This window comes from Micromonospora sp. R77 (assembly GCF_022747945.1).
Taxonomy (GTDB): Bacteria; Actinomycetota; Actinomycetes; order Mycobacteriales; family Micromonosporaceae; genus Micromonospora.
In genome coordinates this window covers 4,150,881-4,165,945 of the sequence record NZ_JALDST010000001.1, presented here as the reverse complement: position 1 = coordinate 4,165,945, position 15,065 = coordinate 4,150,881, and the positions used below count along the sequence as shown (strand labels likewise).

Below are 15,065 nucleotides of genomic sequence, written 5' to 3'. Positions count from 1 at the left end.
GGCCCGCCCCGAGGTGGAGTCCGACGGCAACAAAAACGGCCCTCGTGCAGATGCACGGGGCCAGCGCACTCTCACGAGGGGAGAGTGCGCTCAGGTAAGTACTCGCAGCGACCGGTTCGACGACATGGGCCAAGCCTGACGCATCTCAAGCGATGAGTCAACTGATCCCACATTTTGGTTCACGAACGTGGGCGTGTCGGGTCGGAGCCGTCGTTCGCAGCGGTCTCCACCTGCGCGGATCCCTCCACCGGGGGCCGCTGGGCGGGCACCGGCGGGACCACCGCGGGCGGGTGCGAACGCAGCCGGGGCAGCAGCGGCGACGGGGCCGGGCGGACCGGGACGGCCGGCGGTGCCGGCGGCAGCACCGCCGGGCGGGCACCCGGCGAGGTGGCCGCCTCCAGCATCGCCTCCAGGTGCTCGGCCGGCACCCCCCAGCCGAAGAGCGCACCCTGCCCGAACCGGCAGCCGGCGGCGACCACCGCGGCCAGCTCGGTCGGGTTGGTCACCCCCTCGGCGATCACCTCCAGGCCGAGCTGGTGGCCCAGCCGCATGACGATGTCGACCATCGGGGCGAAGGCCGGGCCGTCCTGCCCGACCGGCCGGACCGGCTCGTGCTCGGCCACCAGACTGTGGTCGATCTTGAGGATGTCGATCGGCAGCCGGCGCAGCTGCCCCAGGGAGGAGTAGCCGGCGCCGAAGTCGTCCAGCGCGATCCGGACCCCGGTGAGCCGCAGCGCGGTCAGCCGCCGGATCAGCTCGTCCAGGTCGGTGGCGACGGCGTGCTCGGTGACCTCCAGCACCAGCCGCTGCGGGGGCACGTGGTGCGCGCGCAGCGCCTCGGCGACCTGGACCACGTACTCCGGGGCGTGCAGCTCGCGCGGCGAGACGTTCACCGACACCCAGACGTCGTGGCCGTCGGCGAGCCAGCGGGAGAGCTGGTAGCAGGCCTGGTGCAGCACCCAGGCGCCGAGCGGGGCGATCATCCCGCACTCCTCGGCCAGCGGGATGAACTCGTCCGGGCGGACGTTGCCCAGCTCGGGGTGACGCCAGCGCAGCAGCGCCTCGGCACCGACCGGGCGTACCGAGGGCAGCGAGGCGACCGGCTGGAACGCCAACCGCAGCTCGTCCCGGTCGATCGCGCCGCGCAACTCGTGCTCCAGCCGGGTACGCCGGCGCAGCAGCTGGTCGTAGGTCGCGTCGTAGCGTTCGATCCGGTTCTTGCCGCGCTGCTTGGCATAGCGCAGCGCCAGGTCGGCGTTGCGCAGCAGCAGCTCCACGTCCTCCTGGCCGGAACGCCCGGCCACGCCGATGCTGACCGAGAGGAAGACCGGCCCGTCCGGCTCCTCGTACGGACGCCCGAGCACCCCGAGCAGCCGTTCGGCGACGGTGTCCGCGTCGGCCGGCCGGCCGTGCATCAGCACCGCGAACTCGTCACCGCCCAGCCGGGCGGCCAGGTCACCGGGACGCAGGTTGCCGCGCAGCCGCACGCCCACCTCGGCCAGCACCGCGTCGCCGACGTCGTGCCCGCGCATGTCGTTGACGTTCTTGAAGCCGTCCAGGTCGAGCCCGAGCAGCACGCACGGCACGTCCGCCTCGGCGCAGCGTTGCAGCGCGCGCAGCAGCCCCCGCCGGTTGGCCAGGCCGGTCAGCGGGTCGGTGTGCGCCAACTCCCGGAAGTGCGCCTCGCGCTCGGCCAGCCGGCCGGCGTAGCCGCGCACGTCGCTGAGGGTCAGGTGTTGCCGGGCCACCAGGGCGAACCCCTCCATGCTGCCGGCGATGATGCCGAACGCGTCGAACCGGCCGCCCTGGAAGAGGTGGTACATGGCCGAGGCGGCCATCGCGGCCATCGGCACGAAGGCGTACTCGCCGTCGCGGCGGATCAGGTCGACGTCCACCGGGCCGAGCGGGTCGACCCGGTGCACGGCCAGCGCGACGCCCAGCAGCCCGGCGGCCAGCAGGGCGGCGCCGGTCAGCGCCAGCCCCCCGCCGGACTGGCAGAGCCCGGCGGAGAGACCGAGCCCGCCGACGGTGGTCGCGGTGATGCCGGCCCCGAGCAGGGCGACCCGGCCCCGGGGGCCGGCGGCCCGCAGCACCACGATCAGCGCCAGTCCGGCGGCGAGCGCCGCGCTCACCGTGGCCAGCAGGATCGGTACGCAGGCCACCGGCGTGGCCGCGCCGAGCAGCCGGGTCGGCTCCGAGAAGACCACCCAACCGACGAACCAGAGCGAGCTGGCGATGATCAGAGCGTCGAGCAGCAGCCGGACGGTGGCCGACGCGGTGGCGGCGGCCCCGGGCAACCGGAGCACGGCCGCACCGAGCGCCGCCCCGCCGAGCGCCGTGCCGACCGAGACCAGACCCGCCCAGCCCATCCGCTGCCCCTGGTGCTGGGCCCAGTGCCCGGTGTCGAACACCGTCACGGCGGCCCCGACGAGGAGGCTGAGCAGGGTGATCCCGGCACCCGTGGCGAGCAGCAGGTGGGCCTGCCGGTGCGGGCCGCTGCGCCGACGGGCGGACGCGGCGAGCAGTGCGGTTGCGCCGGCGGCGGCGAGCGCGCTCAGCAGTGCGGCGGCGACCATGCCCGGGGGGAAGTGCACGCCCTCAACTGTGCCGGATCCACCCCTGCGGTGGGGGACCGGGTGTGCATCTGTTGGGACACGGCACGCACGGCCGGGAGCGCCGCCGGTGACGGTGTCAGACTGGTAGCCATGCCTGAGCTGCGGTCGAAGACCTCCACCCACGGTCGGACGATGGCCGGTGCCCGGGCCCTCTGGCGGGCCACCGGGATGACCGACGACGACTTCGGCAAGCCGATCGTCGCCATCGCCAACAGTTTCACCCAGTTCGTCCCCGGTCACGTACACCTCAAGGACATGGGCGGCCTGGTCGCCGACGCGGTGGCCGAGGCCGGCGGCGTGGGCCGCGAGTTCAACACCATCGCGGTCGACGACGGCATCGCGATGGGCCACGGCGGCATGCTCTATTCGCTGCCCAGCCGAGAGCTGATCGCCGACGCGGTCGAATACATGGTCAACGCGCACTGCGCGGACGCCCTGGTCTGCATCTCCAACTGCGACAAGATCACCCCGGGCATGCTGCTGGCCGCGCTGCGGCTGAACATCCCCACCGTGTTCGTCTCCGGCGGGCCGATGGAGGCCGGCAAGACGGTGGCCATCGAGGGGATCGTGCACTCCAAGATCGACCTGATCGACGCGATGATCGCCTCCTCCAACGAGGCCGTCACCGACGACCAGCTCGGCGAGATCGAGCGCTCCGCCTGCCCCACCTGCGGCTCCTGCTCGGGCATGTTCACCGCCAACTCGATGAACTGCCTCACCGAGGCGATCGGCCTGGCCCTGCCGGGCAACGGCTCGACCCTCGCGACCCACGCCGCGCGCCGGTCGCTCTTCGTCGAGGCCGGCCGCACCGTCGTGGAGATCGCCAAGCGCTGGTACGACGGCAATGACGCCTCGGTGCTGCCCCGCGCGGTCGCCAGCCGGGCCGCGTTCGAGAACGCGGTCGCCCTGGACGTGGCGATGGGCGGCTCGACCAACACGATCCTGCACCTGCTCGCCGCCGCCCGGGAGGCCGAGCTGGACTTCTCCGTCGCCGACATCGACGCGATCTCCCGCCGGGTGCCCTGCCTGGCCAAGGTCGCGCCGAACTCGCCGCAGTACCACATGGAGGACGTGCACCGGGCCGGTGGCATCCCGGCCATCCTCGGCGAACTGGACCGCGCCGGCCTGCTCCACCGGGACGTGCACGCCGTGCACTCCCCCTCGCTCGGCGAGTGGCTCGCCGACTGGGACGTGCGCGGCGGCTCCGCCCGGCCCGAGGCGATCGAACTGTTCCACGCCGCCCCCGGCGGGGTGCGTACCACCCAGCCCTTCTCCACCGAGAACCGCTGGTCCACGCTGGACACCGACGCGACCGGCGGGTGCGTGCGGGACCTCGCCCACGCCTACAGCGCGGACGGCGGGCTGGCCATCCTGCACGGCAACCTGGCCCCGGACGGCTGCGTGGTGAAGACCGCCGGCGTGCCCGAGGAGTGCCTGACCTTCCGTGGCCCGGCGAAGGTCTACGAGTCGCAGGACGACGCGGTGACGGCCATCCTGGCCAAGCAGGTGGTCGCCGGGGACGTGGTGGTCATCCGGTACGAGGGCCCGAAGGGCGGCCCCGGCATGCAGGAGATGCTCTATCCCACCTCCTTCCTCAAGGGCCGGGGGCTGGGCCGGGCCTGCGCGCTGCTCACCGACGGCCGCTTCTCCGGCGGCACCTCCGGCCTCTCCATCGGGCACGTCTCCCCCGAGGCCGCCTCGGGCGGGCTGATCGCCCTGGTCACCGACGGCGACGAGATCGTCATCGACATCCCGAACCGCTCCATCGAGCTGAACGTGCCCGCCGACGAGCTGCAGGCGCGCCGGGTCGCCGAGGAGAAGCGCGACCGCCCCTACACCCCGGCCGACCGGCAGCGCCCGGTGTCGGCGGCGCTGCGCGCGTACGCCTCGATGGCCACCTCGGCCAGCGACGGCGCCTACCGCCGCGTCCCGGAGTAGGGGCCGACGCCAGATCGGCGACGTGGCGGCAGCCCGGGTCCGGGAAACCGCCACGTCGCCGACATTGCTTTCGGCCGGCCGGGTCACTCGGCGCGGAGGTTGTCCAGGTCGTGCGTGCCGGGGCTGACCCAGATCAGCACCCCGCGTACGTCGGCGAGGGCCGCCGCGTCGCAGGACAGCTGGTTGAGCAGGTCCACCTCGACCGTGGTGCTGGTCCCCTGCCCCACCCAGCCGAACGTCGACTGGCACCAGGCGAAGCCGGAGCCGGTCTGCAGAGCGATCGCCGTCGAGGTACCGGCGGTCGCCGAGGTCCGCAGGTCGTACTTCAGGGTCGCCTTCGCCGACAGGTCGACCGGGGCCGGCAGGGTCACCCCGAACCAGCCGCCGCCGGTGGCCGCCACCTCCAGGCCGTGGCTGCCCTCGGTCGCGAAGTCCGACGTCTGCGCGACCGTGCCGGCGTCGGTCTGCCAGCTGCCCGGCGCCCAGCCCTCCACCCCGGTCTCCCAGGAGGCGAGCCGGATCGGGTCACCCGGCGCGGGCTTGACGGTGACGGTCAGGTCGGCGGGGTTGGACACCCGGCCGGCGGCATCCCGGACGGTGTACCGCCCGGCCGCCTTGCCCTGGAACCCGTCGGCCGGGGTGAAGACCACCGCACCGGAGGCGGTCAGCGCGAACGAGCCGCCGACGACCGGGGCGACCCGCTGCTGGCCGTACGCGATCGGGTCGAGGTCGATGGTGGACGGCCGGACCGGACCGGCGTACGCGATGTCGTTGCTCGTCGGGGTGAGGGTGACCGGCGTGCCGGCCTGGGTGGTCGCGGTGTCGTGGTCGGCGACCGGCGGGCGCGGCCGGGGGCCGCGCCGGATGGCGTCGCCCGCGTTGGCCAGCGTGGTGCAGACCGGGCTGGGGCAGTAGACGGTGTAGCCGTCGTAGTCCGGGTAGGGGGTGCCGTCGTCCTGGACGCCGGAGAGGATCCAGTAGAGGAAGCCGGTGCCGCCGCTGCGGATCACCGCGTCGGTCCACTGCTGGTAGACCGGATTGCGGGTGGCCTTGTCGGCGAGGCCGAACTCACCGAGCACGACCGGCTTGCCGACCGCCTCGGCCTCCCGGCTGTGCCGCTCGATCCACGCGGTGCCCCAGTCGGCGTCCTTGCTCCACGCGTCGGGATAGAGGTGGTAGCCCATCAGGTCGACGGCCGGCAGCTTCGCCAGGGCGACCGAGTCGACGCCCTCGCCGCAGTTGACCGTCCACTCCGGCGCGGCCGGGTCGTCGCAGAAGAAGCCCTCGTCGCCGACGCCGACCAGGTGGTGCCGGTCGACGGCCTTGACGTGCCGGCTCATCTCGTCGGCCCAGCGGGTGAGCGTGTCGGTGGTGCAGGTCGGCGAGGTGGGATAGACCCCGGAGCCCTTGCAGCGCGGCTCGTTCGCCAGCTCCCACGCCATGACCGTCGGATCGTTGCGGTAGGCGACGCCGGTCAGCGGGTTGACCCGGTTCAGGACGTGCGAGATCCAGTCCCGGTACCAGCCGCGGATCACCGGGTCGGTGTAGAAGTCGTCGTGGTGGGTGCCGCCGCGCCAGCGGACGTACTGGTCCATGCCGCCGAAGTCACGCCAGTTGTTGGTGAGCGGGACGACCACCTTGATGCCGGCCCGGCGGGCGGCGTAGAGCACGTAGTCGAGGCGCTGCAATCCGTCCGGACCGTCGTTGTAGGCGGGCTTCGTGCCGTCCCAGTACTGGAGGTACACCCCGTCGGACTTGCCGGAGACCGAGTTGGTGTCGTCGGCGTTGCCGATGTCGAGGAAGCCCCAGTGCCGCAGCACGGTGAACCGGGCGGCCTTCGCGTCGGCGAAGACGTCGTCGACCATCCGGTGCGACTTGTACTCCAGGTAGTAGTTGTTGGTGCCGGCGAACCGGAACGGCCTGCCGTCCAGGAAGAGCTGGTCACCCTTGCGCACCACGAAGCCGCCGCCGGTGCGGTCGGCGGCCGCCGCGACGGGCGCGGCCGACACGCCGGTCGCCGCGATCAGCCCGGCCAGGGCCAGCAGTACGCCGGCCAGCCTTCTCTTCATCGACTTCCTCTCGGAGTGAAGGAACGTGTTAGCAGGGGCCCCTTCCTATGCACCAGGCGTTAAGAAGGGGCCCCTCCTTTCAGATGTCGTTGACGCAGCGCAGGACGGGGCGGGTGGTGAGGGCGGTCGGGTCCAGCGGGCGGTCGGCGTGCACGGCGAAGGTGACCGACTCACCCGGCAGGAGGGTGACCAGGGCCTGGTCGACCTGCGCCGACGGGTCCAGCCGGTCCGGGAAGAGGGCCAGGTCGCGCAGCACGCTCCGGGCGGTCACCCGGACCCGCTGGCCGCCGTCCCCGGTCTCCACCGACGCGTCCAGGTCGGCCGCCGGCCAGTCGATCTCGCGGTCCTCGGCGAAGAACCAGAGCGCCCGCTCCGCCGTGTCGCCGGCCTCGGCGACCAGCAGCTCCCGCCGGGCCTCGTCCGGCCGCGCCAGCTCCGCCGGCAGCGGCAGCACCACCGAGGAGTACGCCGGGACGGAAAGCTCCACCGAGGTCTTCGCCCTCGGCTCCCCGGTCAGCGTGACCCGGGTGACCGTGGCCGGCCCGGTCCACGCCTCGCCGGTCTCGTTGACCGCCACCACGGCCAGCCCGCCGTCGCGCGGCTGCACGGTCAGCAGCCGGTCGGCGTACGCGCGGCGCAGCGCGTACCAGAGGGGCTTGCGGCGGCCGTCCCCGTCGACCGCCGCCCAGGAGGTGACCGGCCAGCAGTCGTTGAGCTGCCAGACGATGGTCCCCATGCAGACCGGCCGGTGGGACCGGAAGTGCTCCACCCCGAGCTGGATGGCGCGGGCCTGGTTGAGCTGGGTCAGGTAGTGCCAGTCGTCGAAGTCGGCGGGCACCGGCAGGTGCGCGTCCAGCCCTCGCTGGAGCTTCAGGTCCCCGTCGATCGCCTTCTGGTGGTGCGCCATGCCGGGCGAGTCGTGCGCCAGCGGCTCGTCGGAGATCGACCGGCGGAGCGTCGCGTACGTGGGGGGCGCCTGGTAGCCGAACTCGGCGACGAAGCGCGGCACGTACTCGCGGTACTTCGTGTAGTCGTCGTCGTTCCAGACGTCCCAGATGTGCATGGTGCCGTGCGCCGGGTCGTTCGGGTGCACGTCCTCGCTGCCGGACCAGGGGCTGCCCGGCCAGTACGGCCGGGCCGGGTCCAGCTCGCCGACGATCGCCGGCAGCAGCTCCAGGTAGTAGCCGCGCCCCCAGGTGCGGCCGGCGAGCGGCTCCTGCCAGTCCCAGTCGTGCCAGCCCCAGATGTTCTCGTTGTTGCCGGTCCAGAGCACCAGCGACGGGTACGCGGCCAGCCGGGTGACCTGCTCGCGCGCCTCCGCCTCGATCTCGGAGCGGAACGGCTCCTCCTCCGGGTACGCGGCGCAGGCGAAGAGGAAGTCCTGCTGCACCAGCAGACCCGCCTCGTCGGCCAGCTCATAGAAGTCGTCCGACTCGTACCGGCCGCCGCCCCAGATCCGGAGCAGGTTGATGTTGGCGTCGGCGGCCTGGCGGAACCGCTGCGCCAGCCGCTTCCGGGTGACCCGGTTGGGGAAGGCGTCGTCGGGGATCCAGTTGATGCCCTTGACGAAGACCGGCACGTCGTTGACGTGCAGGACGAACGGGGTGCCGTGCGCGTCGGGGGTGGTGTCGAGGCGTACCGAGCGGAAGCCGATCCGGCGGGACCAGGCGTCCAGGGTACGGCCGTCCGCCGCGCAGAGGGTCACGTCGAGCTGGTGCAGGGCCTGCTCGCCGTACCCCCGGGGCCACCACAGCTCGGGGTCGCGGACGGTGACGGTCAGCACGGCCGTGCGCTCCCCCGCCGGCACGGTGACCTCGCCGGTAGCGCCCGCGACGGCGGCCCGCACGGTGACCGGCGCGTCGGCCGCCCGCTCCACCTCGACGTGCAGCTCCACCGTCCCGGTGTCGCCGTCGACGGTGACCACCGGGCGGACCGTGGCCAGCCGGGCGGTGGACCAGGCGTGCAGCCCGATCTCCTGCCAGATGCCGGCGGTCACCACGGTCGGACCCCAGTCCCAGCCGAAGTTGCAGGCCGTCTTGCGGATGAAGTGGAACGGCTCCGGGTAGGCGTTCGGCCGGTCGCCCAGCCGGTCCCGGTGCGCCTCCGCATAGCGGTACGCCGAGTCGAAGCGGACGGTCAGCGTGTTCGCGCCGGGCCGCAGCAGCGCGCCCACGTCGAAGCGGTAGCCGCGGTGCTGGTTCTCGGTCCGGCCGACCTCGGTGCCGTTGAGGGTGACCGTGGCGACCGTGTCGAGGCCGGCGCAGACCAGGTCGACCCGGTCGTCGTCGCCGGGCTGCCAGGCGAACGTGGTCTCGTAGACCCAGTCGGTGCGCCCGATCCAGGCCAGCCGGGTCTCGTTGTCGTCCAGGTAGGGGTCGGGGATCAGGCCGGCGGCGAGCAGGTCGGTGTGCACGCAGCCGGGCACTGTGGCCGGCACCGCCTGGTCGGCGATCTCCGGCGGCACCTGCGGGCCGGGGACGGCCCGCAGCACCCAACCCTCGTGCAACGCGTGCTGGCTCACGACTTCACCGCGCCTTCCATGATTCCGCGGACGATCTGACGTCCACCGATGAACAGCATCACCAGCAGCGGCACGGTGGCGATGAACGCGCCCGCCAGTACCCGCCGGTAGATCACGTAGTTGCCGCTGGCCAGGTCGGAGACCGCCACCATCGAGGTCGGGAAGTCGGTGCCGCTCAACGTGATCAGCGGCCACTGGAAGTCGTTCCAGGTGGCCACGAAGGTGAGCAGGCCGAGCACCGCGAGGGCCGGGCGGATCGCCGGCAGCACGATGTTGGCGTACACCCGCATGGTGGAGGCCCCGTCCATCCGGGCCGACTCGACCAGCTCGTCCGGGACGGTGTTGACGATGAACTGGCGCATGTAGAACACGCCGAACGCGGTGACCAGGCCGGGGGCGATGACCGCGAGCAGGGTGCCGTTCCAGCCGAGCTTGCTCATCACGATGTAGAGCGCCACCACGCCGAGCTGGTTCGGCACGGTGAGGGTGAGCACCACGATGAGCATCAGCACCCGGCTGCCCTTGAACCGCAGCTTGGCGAAGGCGAAGCCGGCCAGCGAGCAGAAGAACAGCACCGAGGCGGTCACCACGGTGGAGACGATGAGGCTGTTGACCAGGGAGGCGGCGAAGTAGACGTCCTGGAGGGAGAAGACCTCGTTGACGTTGACCATGAACTGGTTGCCGGGGATCACCGCGGGCGGCAGCTTCGCCAGCGCCTCGTCGTTGCTGGTGGCGATGACGAACATCCAGTACAGCGGGAACGCGGCGAAGAGGAACGTCACCGACAGCAGCAGATAGGTCCAGAGGCCGGCGGGGGTGTCCTGCGGTGCCCGTCCCATCAGGGTCGGCCGCTTCCGCTTGCCCGCGACGGCGGGACGCGGGGGTGCCACGGCGGTCATTTGCGCCCTCCGGCCAGTCGGTTCGTCAGCAGGGTGTTGAGGCCGGCGATGAGCAGGGTGATCACGAACAGGGCCCAGGACATCGCGGCGGCGTAGCCGAGGTTGAGGTCCTTCCAGCCGACCTTGTAGATGAGCTGGCCGATGGTCTGCCACTCGCCGTTCGGTCCGCCGGTGGCGGCCTGGGAGTTGAGGTCGAAGAGCATCGGCTCGGTGAAGAGCTGGAGGCCACCGATGGTGGAGAGCACCACGGTGAAGACGATGATCGGCTGGATCAACGGCACGGTGATCCGCCAGAGCTGCTTCCAGGGGCCGGCGCCGTCGATCGCGGCGGCCTCGTAGACGTCCTTGGAGATGGACTGCATCGCGGCCAGATAGAGCAGCGCGTTGTAGCCGATCCACTTCCAGTTGACCATGGTGGCGATGGCGATCCAGGAGTGCGGCTTGTCGGCCCGCCAGTCGATCGGGGTGTCCCCGCCGCCCAGGCCGAGGAGGCCGAGCACCCAGTTCGCCATGCCGAAGTCGCGGGAGAAGAAGACGCTGAACACCATCGTCGACGCGACGATCGGGGTCACGTACGGCAGCAGGATGCTCACCCGCCACCAGGTCTGCGCCCGCAGCTTGCGGTTGAGCAGCGAGGCGACCACCAGCGCGAGCAGCAGCTGCGGCACCGTGGAGAGCAGGAAGATGCCGAAGGTGTTGTAGAGGGCGTTCCAGAAGTCCTCGTCACCGAAGAGCTTGCTGAAGTTCTCCACGCCGGCCCAGTACGGCAGCGTCGGGTCGTCGAGCCGGTAGTTGCGCAGCGATACCACGCCGTTGAACAGCAGCGGGAACAGCCCGAAGACGAGGAAGATCAGGAAGAACGGGGCGATCATCAGGTACGGCATGTAGCGCATGTCGAAGCGGTACAGCCGGTTGCGCCAGGTGAGCCGCCGGTCGTCGCCCCCGGAGCGGCCGCGCTCCGGCGCGGCTCGGTGGCTCGACGGCGCGGGTGCGGCACGGGTGGTGGACATAGGACACTCCAGGGCCGGTGAGGTGACGGGTGGGAACTCGGCGACGCCCGGGCGGTGGCGGGGCGGGCCGGGCCCACCCCGCCACCGGTCACCGGTGCGTCAGGACTTGCTGGCCTTGTCGGCCTCCTTGACCGCCTCCGCCCACGCGGCGTCCGGCTTCAGGGTCTTGTTCTGTACGCGGATGATGACGTTCTCGACCGCCACCCGGGTCGGGCCGTTCTTCTTGCCCAGGTACTGCGGGGTGAGGCCCTGCGCCATCTTCGGGAAGATCTGCCCGACCGGCGCGTTGTTGAAGAACGGGTTCTTGAAGTCGGCGATCGCCGGGTCGGCGTAGAGCGCCGGCTGCGACGGCAGGTTACCGACCTTCTTGAAGATCTCGATCTGCTGCTCGGGCTGGACCAGCCACTCCAGCAGCTTGTACGCCTCGTCGACGTGCTTGCCCTGCTTGGGGATGGTCAGGAACGAGCCGCCCCAGTTGCCGCCGCCACCGGGGACCGCGGCGATGTCCCACTTGCCCTGGGTGCCGGGGGCGGTGTCCTTGATGTGGCCGAGCATCCACGCCGGGCAGGCCAGCACGGCGAAGGAGCCGCTGGTGAAGCCCTTGTCCCAGTCGGCCTGGAAGCTGGCCAGGTTGGCCGAGAGACCGGCCTGGACGGCCTTGACGGTGTAGTCGAAGGCGACCTTCGGGCCGCCGTCCATCTGGAGCTGGTCCTGCTCGTTGTAGAAGCCGACCGGCTGCTGCCCGAGGATCGGGTTGAACAGGTTGGTGCCCGAGTCGATGAACTTCTTGTTGGTCTTGCTGGTGTACTGCTGGCCGACCTCGATGAACTTGTCCCAGGTGGGCCAGAGCGCGGAGACCTGGTCGCGCTCGGTGGGCAGCCCGGCGGCCTTGAACAGGTCGCTCCGATAGCACATGGCCAGGCCACCGACGTCGGTGCCGAGACCGATCTGGGTCTTGCCGTCCTGGGTGAGCGACTGCTTCCACTTCCAGGGCAGGTACTTGCTCTCGTACTTGCCGGCGCCCTTGTCGAGCAGGTTGACGAACTTGTCGGACTGACCGCGGAACTGGACCATGAAGCCCTCGTCGATCGCCGCGATGTCCGGGGCGCCGGAGCCGGCGATCAGCTTCTTCTGCAGGTCCTCGTGCTGGGCGTTGTACTCGCCCGAGTTCAGCTGGATCTTGACGTTCGGGTGCTCGGCCTCGTACTTGGTCTTGAGGTCCTGGAGGCCGAAGTCACCCCAGAAGTTGATTTTCAACGTGACCGGCCCACCGGCCGAGTCGGAGCTGCCGCCGTTGCCGCTGTTGCCGCTGCACGCAGCGACCATGACCAGGCTGACGGCACCGATCGCCGTCGCCCGGGCCCAGTGGAACCAGGACCGTCTCATGTCATCCTCCGCGCCATATGGGAACGCTCCCGAGATCGAGAGACGTTGACTGAACCGGATAAGTGAGGCCACCGTACGGTCCCGTCTTAGCACTGTCAACGGGCGGTTAACGCCGTGGCCGTGCCGTAACCTTCCCGTGTTCGTGGGAGCGCGCTCATGCGTGGTGAAGCGCTCTCCGGCGCAATTTCGTGCCCCTCCGGGGTGGCGGAGACCGGTGGGTGAGGCCGTACGCTTAACCGCGCAAGTGCCGGGCTGCACGGTTCAGCCCGGAGGCCCGGCGCGCCCACCCGCCGGCCGGGCCCGGTGCAGTAGCGTGACGACCGCCGGACACCCCGGCGGACGACGACCCGCCCCGAGGGGCCGGACAGTGGAGGAGCGCCGGTGAAGCGGCCGACCATCGCCGATGTCGCCCGGCGGGCCGGGGTCTCCAAGGGCGCCGTGTCGTACGCGCTGAACGGGCAGCCCGGCGTCTCGGACGCGACCCGGCAACGGATCCTGGCGATCGCCGCCGAGATCGGCTTCAGCCCCAGCAGCGCCGCCCGGGCGCTCTCCGGCGCCACCGCCAAGGCGGTCGGCCTGGCGCTGTGCCGGCCCGCCCGGATACTGGGCATCGAGCCGTTCTTCATGGAGCTGATCAGCGGCGTGGAGGCCGAACTCTCCGCCCGTTCGTACGCGCTCACCCTCCAGGTGGTGGCCGACCAGGACGCCGAGATCGCGGTCTACCGGCGCTGGTGGGCCGAGCGGCGGGTCGACGGCGTCTTCCTCTGCGACCTACGGACCGACGACCGACGGGTGCCCGCCCTGGAGGAGCTGCAACTGCCCGCCGTGGTGATCGGCGGCCCGGGCCACACCGGCACGCTGGCCAGCGTCTGGTCCGACGACGCCGCCGCCCTGGTGGAGACCGTGGAATACCTGGTCGCGCTCGGCCACCGGCGGATCGCCCGGGTGGGCGGCCTGCCCTCGCTGCTGCACACCGAGATCCGCAGCGACGCGTTCACCGACGTGTGCCGGCGGCTCGGCCTGGACGAGGCGACGACCGTCTGGTCCGACTACACCGGCGAGGAGGGCGCGCGGGCCACCCGCCGGCTGCTCAGCTCCGCGCAGCGGCCGACCGCGGTCATCTACGACAACGACGTGATGGCGATCGCCGGGCTCTCCGTGGCGCAGGAGATGGGGCTCGCCGTCCCCGGCGACCTCTCCATCGTCGCCTGGGACGACTCTCCGCTCTGCCAGCTGGTGCACCCGCCGCTGACCGCGCTGGGCCGGGACATCCCGGCGTACGGCGCGCACGCCGCCCGGCAGCTGCTGGCGGTGATCGCCGGGGAGCCGGTGACCGGCCTGCAGGACGAGACGGCGCACCTCACGCCGCGCGGCAGCACCGCACCGCCCCGGGTGAGATGAACCGGTTCAGCAAATACTGAACGAACCGTCAGTGGGAAGCCGACGGAAACTCCTCGAACCAGGCCTCCACCCGCTCGGCGGTCGCCGGGCGGGCCAGCGCGAAACCCTGGCCGTAACGGCAACCGGCGCGGCGCGCCCCGGCGACCTGCGCATCGGACTCCAAGCCCTCGACCACCACGTCCAGCCCCAGCCGGTCACCGAGGTTCACCACCACGTCGATCAGCGGACGGTGCCCGTCACCGGTCGCCCCGACCAGGTGCGGACCGACCTTCAACAGGTCGATCGGGAGCCGACGGAGCTGGGCGAGGGAGGCGTGCTCGGCCCGGAAGTCGTCCAGCGCGGTGCGGACGCCCAGCGACCGCAGCCCGGCCAGCCGGGCCACCACGGTCGGCAGGTCGGCGGCCACCGCCGGCTCGGCCAACTCCACCACCAACAGGTCCGCCGGCACCCCGTACGCGGCCAGGGCGGTCGCGGTGGACGGCACGAAGTCCGGCGCGGTCAGCTCGCGGGGCGTGACGTTCACCGACATCCAGAGCCGGCGGCCCCCCTCCGACCAGTCGGCGAGCTGCCGGCAGGCCCGGTCCAGCACCCAGCGGCCCACCTCGCCCACCAGGCCCAGATCCTCCGCCACCGGCAGCAGCTCCGCCGGCAGCACGGTGCCCAGCGCGGGGCTGCGCCAGCGCAGCAGCGCCTCGGTGCCCACCGGCAGCCGGTCGGCGAGCGCGAGCACCGGCTGGTAGACCAGGTCCAGCTCGCCCCGGGCCACCGCGCCGGGCAGCTCCCGCTCCAGGTCGAGCCGGCGGACCAGTTGCTCCTCCAGATAGGCGTCGTACCACTCGACCCGGTCCCGACCCAGTTGCACCGCCCGGCGGCGGGCCAGGTCGGCCTGGCGCAGCACGTCCTCCGGGGCACCGGCGCCGGTCTCGGCGAGCCCGATGCTGGCCCGCAGCACGACCGTCCCGCCCGGCACCGGACACGGCTCGGTCAGCGCGGCCAGCAGCCGGGCACCCAGCCCGTACGCCAGCACCGGTCCGGTGGCGGCGAGCACCGCGAACTCGCTGCCGGCCAGCCGTACGGCCAGGTCGCCGGGCCCGCAGCCGGCGCGGAGCCGGCGGGCGACCTCGACCAGCACCCGGTCGCCGGCCGGGTGCCCGTGTTCGTCGTTGACCCCGCTCAGCCCGTCCACGTCGACCACGAGCAGCGCACCGGCGGCGCCCCGGCCCCCA

At 72.0% G+C, this 15,065-nt stretch carries 9 protein-coding genes; 2 read left to right on the top strand and 7 right to left on the bottom strand.

The features are described from left to right. Window positions 1-179 precede the first annotated feature (179 nt). Window positions 180-2,576 (bottom strand): putative bifunctional diguanylate cyclase/phosphodiesterase, encoded by a 2,397-nt coding sequence (locus tag MRQ36_RS19680; RefSeq protein WP_374251158.1) that lies wholly within the window; start codon window positions 2,574-2,576, stop codon window positions 180-182. A gap of 129 nt (window positions 2,577-2,705) precedes the next feature. Between MRQ36_RS19680 and ilvD the strand changes: the two genes are divergently transcribed. After that, the gene (gene ilvD, locus MRQ36_RS19675; protein ID WP_242797517.1) at window positions 2,706-4,553 is read left to right on the top strand and encodes a dihydroxy-acid dehydratase; all 1,848 of its coding nucleotides are present in this window, start codon (window positions 2,706-2,708) and stop codon (window positions 4,551-4,553) included. Between the two features lie 83 nt (window positions 4,554-4,636). On the opposite strand, the gene MRQ36_RS19670 is transcribed toward ilvD, so the two are convergent. The 5 genes from MRQ36_RS19670 to MRQ36_RS19650 form a co-directional block, all read right to left on the bottom strand. Continuing rightward, window positions 4,637-6,622, bottom strand: a complete 1,986-nt coding sequence (locus MRQ36_RS19670; RefSeq protein ID WP_242797516.1) for a cellulase family glycosylhydrolase — start codon at window positions 6,620-6,622, stop codon at window positions 4,637-4,639. A 79-nt stretch (window positions 6,623-6,701) separates the two neighbouring features. Next, the gene (locus tag MRQ36_RS19665) at window positions 6,702-9,143 is read right to left on the bottom strand and encodes a glycoside hydrolase family 2 protein (protein WP_242797514.1); all 2,442 of its coding nucleotides are present in this window, start codon (window positions 9,141-9,143) and stop codon (window positions 6,702-6,704) included. Next, the gene (locus MRQ36_RS19660; protein ID WP_374251156.1) at window positions 9,140-9,982 is read right to left on the bottom strand and encodes a carbohydrate ABC transporter permease; all 843 of its coding nucleotides are present in this window, start codon (window positions 9,980-9,982) and stop codon (window positions 9,140-9,142) included. Before MRQ36_RS19660 ends, MRQ36_RS19665 begins: the two co-directional genes overlap by 4 nt. A 56-nt stretch (window positions 9,983-10,038) precedes the next feature. Then, complete coding sequence (locus MRQ36_RS19655; protein ID WP_242797510.1) at window positions 10,039-11,052, bottom strand: carbohydrate ABC transporter permease; 1,014 nt, start codon at window positions 11,050-11,052, stop codon at window positions 10,039-10,041. Window positions 11,053-11,151: 99 nt separating this feature from the next. After that, a complete protein-coding gene (locus MRQ36_RS19650; protein ID WP_242797508.1) occupies window positions 11,152-12,438 on the bottom strand; it encodes an ABC transporter substrate-binding protein in 1,287 nt (428 codons plus the stop codon). Between the two features lie 381 nt (window positions 12,439-12,819). Here MRQ36_RS19650 and MRQ36_RS19645 point away from each other — a divergent pair, with 381 nt between their 5' ends. Next, window positions 12,820-13,839, top strand: coding sequence for a LacI family DNA-binding transcriptional regulator (locus MRQ36_RS19645; protein WP_242797506.1), 1,020 nt, complete (start codon window positions 12,820-12,822; stop codon window positions 13,837-13,839). 28 nt (window positions 13,840-13,867) lie between these two features. Here MRQ36_RS19645 and MRQ36_RS19640 read toward each other — a convergent pair whose 3' ends face one another. Further along, complete coding sequence (locus tag MRQ36_RS19640) at window positions 13,868-15,034, bottom strand: bifunctional diguanylate cyclase/phosphodiesterase (RefSeq protein WP_242797504.1); 1,167 nt, start codon at window positions 15,032-15,034, stop codon at window positions 13,868-13,870. Window positions 15,035-15,065 lie beyond the last annotated feature (31 nt).

Bases quoted from the DNA above. Each gene is read 5' to 3' on its own strand.
- MRQ36_RS19680 (WP_374251158.1), bottom strand. From the start codon at position 2,576: ATGGTCGCCGCCGCACTGCTGAGCGCGCTCGCCGCCGCCGGCGCAACC.
- ilvD (WP_242797517.1), top strand. From the start codon at position 2,706: ATGCCTGAGCTGCGGTCGAAGACCTCCACCCACGGTCGGACGATGGCC.
- MRQ36_RS19670 (WP_242797516.1), bottom strand. From the start codon at position 6,622: ATGAAGAGAAGGCTGGCCGGCGTACTGCTGGCCCTGGCCGGGCTGATC.
- MRQ36_RS19660 (WP_374251156.1), bottom strand. From the start codon at position 9,982: ATGGGACGGGCACCGCAGGACACCCCCGCCGGCCTCTGGACCTATCTG.
- MRQ36_RS19655 (WP_242797510.1), bottom strand. From the start codon at position 11,052: ATGTCCACCACCCGTGCCGCACCCGCGCCGTCGAGCCACCGAGCCGCG.
- MRQ36_RS19650 (WP_242797508.1), bottom strand. From the start codon at position 12,438: ATGAGACGGTCCTGGTTCCACTGGGCCCGGGCGACGGCGATCGGTGCC.